The sequence below is a fragment of the Ruegeria sp. BHSC037 genome (assembly GCF_059613045.1).
On record NZ_JBXWRT010000017.1, the window covers coordinates 67,168 to 79,291 of the forward strand.

Sequence of the window (12,124 nt, forward strand, 5' to 3'; positions counted from 1 at the left end):
GCCTCGTGTCAGACCTTTTCCGCCACGAGCTTTTCGATGCCAGCAATGATCGCCGCCACGTTCGAGATGTCGAAATCGCTGGCCTCGGGTTCATTGGCGTTGAACGGGATGGAGATGTCGAACTCTTCCTCGATCGCGAAGATGCTTTCAACCAGGCCCAGACTGTCGATCCCCAGATCCTCGAGCGTACTTTCGGGCGTCACGTCCGATGGCTCCAGCACGGCCTGCTCGGCAATGATTGCGATGACGCGGTCGCTGATGCTCATGTCATTCCCCTGATTGTCGCGTTGGCGTTGATTTAGTCGCTCGGCGGCTGTTTGAAAACCGCCTTTTTCAACGCCTCAACGTCACGCGCGATGCGCGGCAGGCGGCGCTGTGCCTTGTAGATATCGGTATGCGTGGACATTTTCACGCCCGGATAGCCCATGATCACACGCCCGGCCGGCACGTTCGACAGGATCTTGGTTCCGCCGCCCGCGATCACCCCGTCTCCGATGAAGATATTGTCGACGACGCCTGTCTGCCCGCCCAGAACCACGTTGTTGCCGATCTCGACCGAGCCGGACACGCCGGTCTGGCCGCACAGCAGGCAGTCGCGCCCGACCCGGGTGTTGTGGCCCACATGCACGAGGTTGTCGAGTTTCGACCCGCTTCCGATCACGGTGTTGCGGATTGTGCCGTTGTCGACGGTGCAGTTGGCGCCGACCTCGACATCGTCGCCGATCTCGACCGCGCCCAACGAATGGATACGCAGCCAGCTTTGGGCCTTGGCGTCGCCGGCATCTCCCATCGTCTTACGCACGTTTTCAACGCCCGAGACCTCGGGCGTGACGAAACTGAACCCGTCGCCGCCGATCCGGGCGCCGGGTTGGGCGATGAAGCGGTCTCCGATCACCGCGCGCGCGCCGATGCTGACCATCTCGCGCAGCAGGCAGTTTTCGCCCAGAACCGCATCCATACCCACATGGCATTGCGCACCGATCACGGAGCCCGCGCCGATCCGCGCGCGCGGGCCGATGACGCACAGCGGGCCGATCGAGACGTCCTCGCCGAGCTCGGCGGTCGGATCCACGACGGCCGAGGGATGCACGCCGGGCTCGACACCCTGCCCCCGGTCCAGCATCGTGGTGATGCCCGCCATCGCCATGCGCGGGCGGGTCACGAAGATTGCGCCCTCAAGGCCCATGGCCTTCCAGTCGGCGCCTTCCCACACCACGGCACAACGCGCCGCACCCTTTGCCAGAGCCTCGGCATATTTCGGTGCCATCGCCATGGCCAGATCGGTAGGACCGGCGTCGGCCGGTTCGGCCGCCCGCAGGATCGTCAGGCTGGTGTTTCCTTCGGCCGGCGCCCCCAGGGCGTTGGCGATTTGCTGCAAGGTAAACTGCATCGCGGGCTTCCTCGTGACAGGATCTGCCCCGTGATTACCCCTGAACGTCGGGCAGGACCACCCCCGCTTTTTGCAGCGCGTCCCAGATCTTAGCATCCCGGCCATAGACGTCGCGACGATACTGCACATCGCCCTTCGGCGCGATATAAGCAGTGCGGTAGATCAGATGCACCGGAACGGGCTGGTCCAGATCCACCTTTGTTTCCTTGCCGGTATTCAGGATCCGGTGGAAAAACGCCTTGGGGTCCTCTTCCTGCCGCGCCAGCAGCGCATAGGCGAACTCGAACGGTTGAGCCAGACGGATGCATCCGTGGGAAAAGGCCCGGACCTCGCGCGCGAACAGGCTTTTTTGCGGCGTGTCATGCAGGTAGATGTTGTATTTGTTCGGGAACATGAACTTGACCAATCCAAGGGCGTTGCTCTGCCCCGGCGGCTGGCGCATGGCAAAGGGAAAGCTTCTGGCCGAGAACTGGTTGAAATCTACGGCCCCGCGGTCCACCTGTCGCCCCCGCCGGTCGGTGATTTCCAGATGGCGTACGGCATTGGGGTTGGCCCGCAGTTTCGGCAGATACTCCTTGGTGATGATCGACCGTGGCACGTGCCAGCTGGGATTAATCACCATGTGTTCCATCTGATCCGAAAACTCGGGACTGCGGCGATCATGAGTGTTTTTGCCGATTACGGCGCGGGTTTCAAAGGTGACGCGCCCTTCGTCAACGATCTTGGCCGAGAAATCCGCCTGGTTGACCAGAATATGCCGCTCACCGCGATCAGCCGGCAGCCAACGCTCGCGCTCGAGCGCGACGATGACCGATTTCAGGCGGTCGGCGGGGGACCTGTTGATCTCGGCCACCGTGCCCTGCCCGGCGACTCCGTCGGGTTCCAGCCCATGCGCGCGCTGAAAGGCCTGCACCGCCGAAACCATCGCGTCATCGTAGACGGGGCTGGCCGACGGCTTCATGAAGCCCATCGAAACCATCCTGTTACGCAGTTTCAAAACCCCGGCCCCGCTTGCGCCGCGTTCGTATTTCCCGTTGGGTACGGTCGGCCCCCAACCTCCATGGCGGATCAACTCCTGCAGAGCCAGCTTCTGCTTCATAAGAGCGCGATATTGGTTGGATCGCGGGGCAAGTTGCGATACGTAAGCTCCTTCGTCATCAGCCAGCATGGCCGACAGGTGCTCGGATGCCGGTCGCACGGCCACGGGACGCACCAAGCCGTCGTCGATCTCGGACGGGCGCAGAACGCCCGATTGCACGTCGCGTGCGTACCGGACAAATGCGAGGCTGAGCGCCGCTTCGACCGCACCAAGTTCGCGAGGCGTCCGCGCGTTTTCCATCCGCGCCAGCAGGCCTTCGACGTCATAGGTTCCGGTTGGCAGGCCGTGTAGATGCGCCGAGGACAGGGCCTTGATAAGCGCCGTACGCCGCGCGACATACTCGGGCCCGTCACCGACCCAGATCGAAGAAAACCCATTAGACCGATAAAACGCGGCGATTTCGTCCTGGCGAAGCGTGCTTTCCGCAACTGCCATCCGAAATGCGGTCTGTACCGCGTCCTGTGCCGTGGCCGGGGTGTGCCCAACCGCAAGCACGAGACCGGCAACCATCAGCAACCGACGTGTTTTCCCATGGATGAAATTCATTCCGTACCTCAATTCAATCAACAACTTGCGCAACCATTTCCCGAGCCGTCCAAGTATTGGTCAGCGGGTGGCGAATTGTCCATTCACAAAGCCCGGATCGGGCGGATCGGCTTCGGCGTGATGCGCGCTTGCATCTTTGAGGCATCGAAACACGCAAGCGGGTGAATTTTGCATCACGTGCGCAAAAATTTGCCGAAAATTCCCCGTGGCGTACCTGCGACCCAAAGACTTCTTGGCCACCGAATCCCGGTGTGGCATACATTTCGGCATCTGGGATGGAATTAAATTAAGAAAGCGCGCGTAACATCGTGTGCAGGCAGGAACAGTACGGGACGAACACGAAATGACCAAGAGCAGTGCATCGGGAATCACCCGACGTGCCCTTCTGGGCGCATTTGCGGCAACGGCCGTAACCGCAGCACCGACCTACGCGAATGCAGCAGGATTTCTCCGCGGTGGCGGTGACATCCGTCGCATCCGCATGTATTCCGGGCGCACCGGCGAACGCATCGACATGATCTACTGGGTCGATGGGAAATACATCAAAGACGCCGTGAAAGAGATCAATCATTTCATGCGCGATTGGCGCACAGATCAGTCTACCAACATCGACCTGCGCACCATCGACATCATGGCCGCCGCACACAACCTGTTGGACGTAAATGAGCCTTACATGCTTCTTTCGGGCTATCGGTCGCCGCAGACAAATGCGATGCTGCGCCGCCGCTCGCGAGGTGTCGCGCGCAATTCACTGCATATGAAAGGCCAAGCTGCGGATCTGCGACTGGCATCGCGCTCTGTGTCGCAGATGGCCAAAGCGGCCATGTCCTGCCGTGCCGGCGGTGTTGGTCAGTACTACCGCTCGAATTTCGTGCATATGGATTGTGGTGACGTCCGCACTTGGCGCGGCTGAAGCCACAGCCCGGTGTTCCACCTGCCGCCCCGGAGCCCCCGCGCCCGGGGCTTTTTGTTTTGCCCCCCGCCCAATCGCCATACGAGACGGCAGGCGCACGCGTTCCGTTTCCGGATTTGCTATCATGGTTCTCGGAAGTGGCGCACCTGAGAGGATTCGAACCTCTGGCCTCTGCCTTCGGAGGGCAGCGCTCTATCCAGCTGAGCTACAGGTGCGTTGGCCGTTAGCTAACCTCGTTCCGATCCGGGTGCAACCGGATTTTGCACGGACCGGAATGCAATTTCCGGCCGGATCAGGCGAAAAGATCATGCGCCAGTTCCAGCGCCTCGACCAGAGTGTCGACCTCGTCCTTTGTGTTATATAGGCCAAAGCTGGCGCGGCAGGTTGCGGTGACGCCCAGGTGATCCATCAACGGTCCGGCGCAATGGTGGCCGGCGCGGACGGCGACACCTTTCTTGTCCAGAATTGTCGACACGTCATGCGCATGACCTGCGCCATCCAGCGTAAAGCTGAAGATCGCCGCCTTGTCCGGCACGGTTCCCTGCACCTGCAGCCAGTTGAGCCCACCCAGCCGCTGCATGGCATAGTCACGCAGGCCCGCCTCGTGCGCGGCTATGTTTTCCATGCCCAGATCCATCATGTAGTCCAGCGCGACACCCAAACCGATGGTCTGCACGATACCCGGCGTTCCGGCTTCGAACTTCATCGGCGGATCATTGTAGATCACTGCCTCCTTCGAGACCTCCTTGATCATGTCGCCGCCGCCGATGAAGGGGCGCATTTCCGCCATCCGCTCGGACTTGATGAAAATGGCACCGGATCCAGAAGGCCCATACAGTTTGTGCCCGGTGATGGTGTAGAAATCGCAGCCAATGTCCTGCACGTTCACGGGCATGTGCACCGCGCCCTGGCTGCCGTCGACCAGCACGGGCACGCCCTTGGCATGGGCGCCTTCGGTGATCGCCTTGACGTCGACCACCGTGCCCAGAACGTTCGAGCAATGCGTAACTGCCACCAGTTTGGTCCTGGGCCCGATGGCGTCGATCACAGCCTGCGGGTCCAGAGCGCCGTTGGCATCCACATCCACCCATTTCAGAACGACACCTTGGCGTTCGCGCAGGAAGTGCCAGGGTACGATGTTGGCATGATGCTCCATGACGCTCAGAACGATCTCGTCGCCGGCCTGCATCCGCGGCATGGCCCAGCCATAGGCAACCAGATTGATGCCCTCGGTCGTCCCCGAGTTCAGCACGATCTCGTTCTCGTCGGCCACCCCAAGAAACCGCGCGACGGTGCCGCGCACGGCTTCGTATTTCTCGGTGGCCAAGTTCGACAGATAGTGCAATCCGCGATGCACGTTCGAATACTCGTGCGCATAGGCGTTGGTGACCGCATCAATCACCACCTGGGGTTTCTGCGCCGACGCCCCATTGTCGAGATAGGTCAGGGGTTTCCCGTTCACCTGCCGCGAAAGAATCGGGAAATCAGCGCGGATTTTCTGGACATCATACATGGACAAGATTCCCTAGACCGGCCCGCTGGGGGTCATCATCAGAACGAACGGAATAGCCAGCAGCCCCGAGATCAGAATCACCACGAAGGATTTGCCCAACGAATGAAACTGATGCGCCTGATTCACGAAATGCAGGCTGATGTACAGGCTGTACAGGCTCATGGCGAGGACCAGCATCAGAAACATCGCGGGCATCACCAGAACCACCACGAAGATGATCAGCTGACCCAAAATCTGTAGAAATTGCAGCCAGATCATCAGAACCATGATCCCATCCAGACTGGCGGTTCCGCCCAACATCCGCCCGACAAATAGAAAGGCGAAAATGCTCAGCGCCAATGCCCCGGCCGAAGTCGCCAACGACTGCACGACCGGTTCAAAAGTCATGCTTAGCGACGGATCCAGCGCCGGGAAGACCAGCGTCGATGCTGACTGCGCCAAGGCGTTCAGAACCACGACCAGCGCCAGTGCGATCCACAGCACTTCGCGTGGAGGAATGGACGCCAGCAGCCGACGCGCGGCCTCGGCCGGATTGGCGAGGGTCAGAATGGCGAGGTTGCCCAGAAAGGCGCTGTTCATGTTGCAGTCCTCGATGCCTGTGCCAGACCCGAAAACCAGAACCACACGAAAACCGCAACCCAAAGCAGGCCGGCCCCCGTCAGTACCGGACCGGGGCCGATGAAGCCGGCAATCAAGCCATTCAGCAGAACCAGTGGCGACGACGCCAGAAGCGCCCAGAACAACGCAACCCGCGCCCTGTAGGATGTGATCGGCGCGCCCAGCAGCCGGGCGATTCCGCCGGATGCCCACGCAAGAGCGTAGAACATTAGCGGCAGCATAAATACCGAGCCCAGCAAGGCCCCGCCCATCAGCATGTTCAGATCCAGCCCCTCAAGATGGGCCCGACGCGCCAACCCCGGCAACTGGGCGACAAAGCCGATCACGCAGAAGGCCATGACGAAGACCAACGCACGGTCTTCGCGCGGACCCATCTCCAGAAGACGGCGCACCACGCGGCCAGGGCCGCGATAGGTGGCAACGATATCGGTGGTCACCGGCATCAGCTGTGCCGCGCCAACCAGCCTTCCAGCCGCGAGACGATGTCCTCGGCCAGCGCGTCGTCTTCGATCTCTTCCACGGCTTCGGCCAAAAAGGCCAGCGTCAACATATTCGTTGCGTCCTTGGCCGGAACCCCGCGCGAGCGCAGGTAGAACAGTGCGGTCTCGTCGATCGCGCCCGAGGTCGACCCGTGCGAACAGGCCACGTCGTCGGCATAGATCTCAAGCTCGGGCTTGGCGAGAAACTGACTGTCATCATCCAGCAGCAAAGACTGGCTGATCTGGTAGCCGTCGGTCTTCTGGGCGCCTTCCTTGACGAGGATCTTGCCTTGGAACACGCCGGTCGCGCCGTTGCGCAGAACCTTTTTGAACACCTGGCGGCTTTCGCAGTGCACCGCGTCATGGGTGATGAACACCGTGTCGTCATGGTGGAAGTCGCCATCGCCCACACAGGCGCCGGCCACATGAGCCACCGCATCGTCGCCAGTCAGCTCAACCACCTGTTCATTGCGCGTCAGCACGCCATTCACGGTAAGGGTGAAAGATTTATAGACGGACTTCTTGCCCAGCCGGGTGAACATATGCGTAGCGGCGCGGCGCTGATGATCCCTGCCCTGCGCCCGCACATGGTGTAGCGTGCCGCCGTCGGCAATGTCGATCTCGATGCACTTGTTGAACCGCGAGGCAGCAGGACCATTCTCAAGGATTGTCACCTCGGCACCGCTTTCCACACGGATCACGTGGTGCAGGATCGCATCCGAGCTTTCGGATTCGTGGCGATAGATCAGGCTGATCGGCTTGGACGGCTTGCCGGTCACGTGGATCGCCACGCCGTCCTGCGCAAAGGCGGTGTTCAGAGCCGCCAGCGGGCGCTGAACCGGGGTCTGGCCCCGCTCTTCGAGCACGCCATACAGCTGCTTGGCCCAATGGATGTCCTTGCAGCATATATCCTCAAGCCGGTCGATGCTCACGCCTTCCAGCGTCAGGTCATCGCTGTCCTCGGGGCTGAACACACCATCGACGAAGACGATCTTCAGGCGGTCGAACCCGTCAAAGACCATCGGCTCGTCGGTGTGGAACACCTCGGCCGCCGGGGCCTCGGGCGAGTTCAGCGTATCGGGACGCGTATATTTCCAATACTCGTCGCGCCGCCCGGGCAGACCCATGGCACGCAGTCGGGCCAAGGCCGCCTCGCGTGCCTCGCGGGTGCAGCCGGCTTCGGGCATGCGCAGCGTGGCCAGCCACGCCTCGGTCGCGGTTTGTTTCACGTCGGGCAAAGCCATCAGTTCACCTCGGCAAGAATGTCGGCGTAACCGTTGTTTTCAACTTCCAGCGCCAGCTCGGGCCCGCCGGTCTTGACGATCCGGCCGTCGGCCATGATGTGCACCACGTCGGGTTTGATGTGGTCCAGCAGGCGCTGATAGTGCGTGATCACCAGGAACCCGCGGCCTTCGTCGCGCAGCGCGTTCACGCCCTCGGCCACCAGCTTCATCGCATCCACGTCAAGGCCCGAGTCGGTCTCGTCCAAGATGCACATCTTGGGCTCCAGCATCGCCATCTGCAGGATTTCGTTGCGCTTCTTCTCACCACCCGAGAAACCAACGTTCACGGGGCGCTTCAGCATGTCGGCGTCGATTTTCAGCGACTTGGCCTTTTCGCGCACCAGCTTGAGGAAATCCGCAGCAGAGAGTTCTTCCTCGCCGCGCGCCTTGCGCTGGGCGTTCACGGCGGTGCGCAGGAAGGTCATGTTGCCCACGCCCGGGATCTCGACCGGGTACTGGAACGCCAGAAACAGACCCGCCGCGGCGCGCTCTTCCGGCTCCATCTCCAGCAGGTCTGCGCCATCCAGCGTGGCCGCACCCTCGGTCACCTCGTACCCGTCACGGCCCGACAGCACATAGCTGAGCGTCGACTTGCCTGAGCCATTCGGCCCCATAATTGCATGTACCTTACCGGCCTCGACCGTCAGATCCACGCCCTTGAGGATCTGTTTTTCCTCTTCCTCAAGCTTGACGTGCAGGTTCTTGATTTCCAGCATTTTTTGTCCTTTTGCGTATCGTAGGGACGCGCCGGCCCCAATCTGTTCCTATCCCGGCACTCTGCGCAGCAACCGCGCCGCGATCCATCCCAGGACCGCCCCGCCGCCGATCGCCCAGACCGGGTTGATGAAATCGGTGTAGTTGACGTTGACATAGGTCGCGCCCAGCAAGCCGCCCAGAACCGGCAGCGCATAAGACGCTGCGGTCAGGACATCACACCTGCGGTTGCGCGGCGAGCGGGCCATCAGCCGACCGAGCCTTCCAGCGAGATCGCGACAAGCTGCTGGGCCTCCATGGCAAACTCCATCGGCAGCGCCTGCAGCACGTCCTTGCAGAACCCGTTGACCACCAGCGCCACGGCCTCTTCCTCATCCATGCCGCGCTGACGGCAATAGAACAGCTGATCCTCATCGACCTTCGAGGTGGTGGCCTCGTGCTCGACACGGCTGCTGTTGTTCTTGACCTCGATATACGGAACGGTGTGCGCCCCGCATTTATCGCCGATCAGCAGGCTGTCGCACTGCGTATAGTTCCGGCTGTTCTTGGCCTTGGGGTGCATCGACACCAGCCCGCGATAGGTGTTCTGGGCCTTGCCCGCGCTGATGCCCTTGGACACGATGCGCGACTTGGTGTTCTTGCCCAGATGGATCATCTTGGTGCCGGTATCGGCCTGCTGATAATTGTTGGTAATGGCGATCGAGTAGAATTCACCCTGGCTGTCATCGCCGCGCAGGATGCAGGACGGGTATTTCCAGGTCACGGCACTGCCGGTCTCGACCTGGGTCCACATCACCTTGGACCGGTCGCCCCGACAATCGGCGCGCTTGGTCACGAAGTTGTAGATGCCGCCTTTGCCGTTCTCATCGCCCGGGAACCAGTTCTGGACGGTCGAATATTTAACCTCGGCGTCTTCTTCGACGATGATCTCGACCACCGCAGCGTGCAGCTGCGCGGTATCACGCTGCGGCGCGGTGCAGCCTTCCAGATAGGACACGTACGAGCCCTTGTCGGCGATGATCAGCGTCCGCTCGAACTGGCCGGTGTTTTCGGCGTTGATGCGGAAATAGGTGCTCAGCTCCATCGGGCAGCGCACGCCGGGCGGCACATAGACGAACGACCCATCCGAGAACACGGCCGAGTTCAGCGTGGCATAGAAATTGTCCGACACCGGAACCACCGAACCCAGATATTTCTTGACCAGCTCGGGGTGTTCTTTGATCGCCTCAGAGATCGAGCAGAAAATGACGCCGGCCTTCTTCAGCTCGGCCTGGAACGTCGTGCCAACCGAAACCGAGTCGAACACCGCATCCACGGCGACCTTGCGGCCCTCGGCCGGGGCATCCTCGGCACCTTCGACGCCTGCCAGAATCATCTGCTCTTTCAGAGGGATACCTAGCTTTTCGTAAGTAGCCAGCAGCTTGGGATCGACCTCGTCCAGCGACTTGGGCTTGGTCTCCATCGACTTGGGCCGCGCATAGTAATACTGGTCCTGGAAGTCGATTTCAGGATAATGGACCATGGCCCATTTGGGCTCTTCCATCTGGGTCCAGCGCTCGAAGGCCTTCAGACGCCATTCGGTCATCCACTCGGGCTCTTCGTTCTTTTCCGAGATCAGTTTGACGATATCGGGGTTCACGCCCTTGGGCGCATACTCCATCTCGATATCCGTATCCCACCCATATTTATAGGTTCCGACCTCGCGCACCGCGTCAACGGTTTCCTGATCGACACCTTCTTTTACTTGGGTCTGGTCCAAAGCGGCCATGTTCCACCCTCCGTCAGATCACGCGGCCCGCGCGCGATGCTTTTTCTCTTTTTCCAGCCACGTTTCGGCAAAACGCAGCACGTCTTCTTCACTCGTCTCGGGGCCCAGCGAAACGCGTACCGCGCTGGCCGCCGTGGCCTCGTCATATCCCATCGCAGTCAGTACCGCGCTTGCCCTTACCTTACCGCTGGAGCAGGCCGACCCGGCGCTGATCGCAAAGCCCGACAGATCCATCTGCATCACCTGCGTTTCGCCCTTCCAGCCGGGCGTCGCAAAGCACAGGGTGTTGGGCAACCGATCCTGATCTTTCCCGACAAAAATAGTAGATTTAGAACCAGCCTCAAGAGCCTTTTCTAGAATATTTCTAAGTTCTGCAACCTTTTCCCAAACTCCGTTTGCCAGATCCCGCGCCGCCGCTTCAGCCGCAGCGCCGAACCCCGCGATTCCAATGACATTTTCCGTCCCCGACCGGCGCCCCATTTCCTGGCCACCGCCCTTGATCCGGGCCTCCAAATCGGTGCCGCGTTTCATGACCACGGCACCAACGCCCTTTGGCCCGCCCAGTTTGTGCGCCGAGACCAACGCCATCTGCACATCCAGCCAGTTGAAGGCGATGGGCAGTTTCCCAAACGCCTGCGTTGCATCGGTGACGGCCAGACCCTTGGGCAAGGCCTGAATGATACCGGTTTCGGAATTCGCGAGTTGCAAGGTGGAACGGGCCGGGTCGGCCACGTTGACGGCGCCTTTACTCGACACCGGCAAATCTTCTACGATCCAGGCCCTTACGGCATCATGTTCGATCGCCGCGCCGTGCAGGTCGCGGCCTTCCAAGGCCAGCGCCGCCCCCTCGGTCGACCCAGATGTGAACACGATATCGGCCCCATCAGCCCCAATCGCCGCCGCCACCTGCGCACGCGCCTTTTCGATGATCGCCTTGGCCGCACGCCCCTCGGCATGGACCGAGGACGGGTTCCCGCAGACATCCATCGCCGCGATCATCGCGTCGCGCGACTCGGGGCGCAGCGGGGTCGTGGCATTGTGATCCAGGTAAACACGTTTCATGGAGTCACCTTTTCCGGCAGGCGTTCAGGTTGCATGGCCTGTCTCATCCGATCAATCATCCACGACAGAAAACAGGCTAGGCACGGCCGGACAAGGCGCCAGTTCGTTCTCGATGACATCCGACAGCCGGGTCTGGTGCAGAAAAACGTAGACATGGGCGCTCAGGCTTTCCCAAAGGCGGTTGGTCAACGACTGCGCCCGGCTGCCGGAAGACGCCCCAGACGCCCCAGCGCCCTTGTGCATGGCGTCCACGGTCTCATCGACGGCCGACAGAATCTCGACTACTCGAATTTCAGATGCTGGCCGCGCCAGACGATAGCCGCCGCCCGGCCCGCGCACCGATGCGACCAGATCGGCGCGGCGCAGTTTGACGAACAACTGTTCCAGATAAGGAAGCGAGATGTCCTGACGCTCAGAAATCTCACCCAGCGTCACCAGGGTGTCGGCGGGCTGAAGCGCGATGTCGGCCAGCGCAACCATCGCATAACGACCTTTGGTGGACAGCTTCATTTCCTCGATCCTTCCGGCGTGAACCGCGTGAAAACATTGACGTCGCCGCAGTCAATGCGTATCTCCGTCGGACAGCGTGTTCACGCTGCGATACTCAATTAGAACCGTTCTAAGGTGCCTGACGATAACCGTCAAGTATATCGCGGCGCCCGCGAGAAAAAGACAGGACAACCGCACACATGCCCGAGGTGATTTTTCCCGGACCTGAAGGCCGCCTGGAAGGCCGCTA

At 61.1% G+C, this 12,124-nt stretch carries 13 protein-coding genes and 1 tRNA gene; 1 reads left to right on the forward strand and 13 read right to left on the reverse strand.

From position 1 onward, the window contains the following. Window positions 1–8: 8 nt before the first annotated feature. The 3 genes from AC2FMN_RS15775 to AC2FMN_RS15785 are packed head-to-tail and all read right to left on the reverse strand — an operon-like array spanning window position 9 to window position 3,035. Window positions 9–266, reverse strand: a complete 258-nt coding sequence (locus tag AC2FMN_RS15775; RefSeq protein WP_149774345.1) for an acyl carrier protein — start codon at window positions 264–266, stop codon at window positions 9–11. A 32-nt stretch (window positions 267–298) separates the two neighbouring features. Beyond that, window positions 299–1,390: a UDP-3-O-(3-hydroxymyristoyl)glucosamine N-acyltransferase gene (gene lpxD / locus AC2FMN_RS15780; RefSeq protein ID WP_496689325.1), complete on the reverse strand. Its 1,092-nt coding sequence runs from the start codon at window positions 1,388–1,390 to the stop codon at window positions 299–301. Between the two features lie 34 nt (window positions 1,391–1,424). Next, complete coding sequence (locus AC2FMN_RS15785; protein ID WP_496689327.1) at window positions 1,425–3,035, reverse strand: L,D-transpeptidase family protein; 1,611 nt, start codon at window positions 3,033–3,035, stop codon at window positions 1,425–1,427. A 343-nt stretch (window positions 3,036–3,378) separates the two neighbouring features. On the opposite strand from AC2FMN_RS15785, the gene mepK reads away from it, so the two are divergent. Beyond that, on the forward strand, window positions 3,379–3,948 hold the full coding sequence (gene mepK, locus AC2FMN_RS15790; protein ID WP_496678339.1) for a peptidoglycan L,D-endopeptidase MepK: 570 nt from the start codon (window positions 3,379–3,381) through the stop codon (window positions 3,946–3,948). Between the two features lie 138 nt (window positions 3,949–4,086). On the opposite strand, the gene AC2FMN_RS15795 is transcribed toward mepK, so the two are convergent. From AC2FMN_RS15795 to iscR, 10 genes are all read right to left on the reverse strand, one after another. After that, window positions 4,087–4,163, reverse strand: a tRNA-Arg gene (locus AC2FMN_RS15795). Window positions 4,164–4,240: 77 nt separating this feature from the next. Continuing rightward, window positions 4,241–5,461 (reverse strand): cysteine desulfurase, encoded by a 1,221-nt coding sequence (locus AC2FMN_RS15800; protein ID WP_496689329.1) that lies wholly within the window; start codon window positions 5,459–5,461, stop codon window positions 4,241–4,243. A 12-nt stretch (window positions 5,462–5,473) separates the two neighbouring features. Then, window positions 5,474–6,040 (reverse strand): Yip1 family protein, encoded by a 567-nt coding sequence (locus AC2FMN_RS15805; RefSeq protein ID WP_496678336.1) that lies wholly within the window; start codon window positions 6,038–6,040, stop codon window positions 5,474–5,476. Continuing rightward, entirely contained in the window at window positions 6,037–6,522 is a 486-nt protein-coding gene (locus AC2FMN_RS15810) for a YIP1 family protein (RefSeq protein ID WP_496678335.1), read from the reverse strand. Before AC2FMN_RS15810 ends, AC2FMN_RS15805 begins: the two co-directional genes overlap by 4 nt. Then, window positions 6,522–7,802: a Fe-S cluster assembly protein SufD gene (gene sufD, locus AC2FMN_RS15815; protein WP_496689330.1), complete on the reverse strand. Its 1,281-nt coding sequence runs from the start codon at window positions 7,800–7,802 to the stop codon at window positions 6,522–6,524. The genes AC2FMN_RS15810 and sufD overlap by 1 nt, the downstream gene beginning before the upstream one ends. Next, entirely contained in the window at window positions 7,802–8,557 is a 756-nt protein-coding gene (sufC, locus tag AC2FMN_RS15820) for a Fe-S cluster assembly ATPase SufC (RefSeq protein WP_496678332.1), read from the reverse strand. The genes sufD and sufC overlap by 1 nt, the downstream gene beginning before the upstream one ends. A 48-nt stretch (window positions 8,558–8,605) precedes the next feature. Then, window positions 8,606–8,803, reverse strand: coding sequence for a hypothetical protein (locus AC2FMN_RS15825; protein ID WP_496689331.1), 198 nt, complete (start codon window positions 8,801–8,803; stop codon window positions 8,606–8,608). Next, window positions 8,803–10,323 carry a Fe-S cluster assembly protein SufB gene (gene sufB, locus AC2FMN_RS15830; protein WP_496678328.1) on the reverse strand — a complete coding sequence of 507 codons (1,521 nt, stop codon included), beginning with the start codon at window positions 10,321–10,323 and terminating at the stop codon, window positions 8,803–8,805. The genes AC2FMN_RS15825 and sufB overlap by 1 nt, the downstream gene beginning before the upstream one ends. A gap of 18 nt (window positions 10,324–10,341) precedes the next feature. Next, window positions 10,342–11,385, reverse strand: coding sequence for a cysteine desulfurase family protein (locus AC2FMN_RS15835; RefSeq protein ID WP_496689333.1), 1,044 nt, complete (start codon window positions 11,383–11,385; stop codon window positions 10,342–10,344). Window positions 11,386–11,436: 51 nt separating this feature from the next. After that, on the reverse strand, window positions 11,437–11,895 hold the full coding sequence (iscR, locus tag AC2FMN_RS15840) for a Fe-S cluster assembly transcriptional regulator IscR (protein ID WP_496689335.1): 459 nt from the start codon (window positions 11,893–11,895) through the stop codon (window positions 11,437–11,439). Window positions 11,896–12,124: the final 229 nt, after the last annotated feature.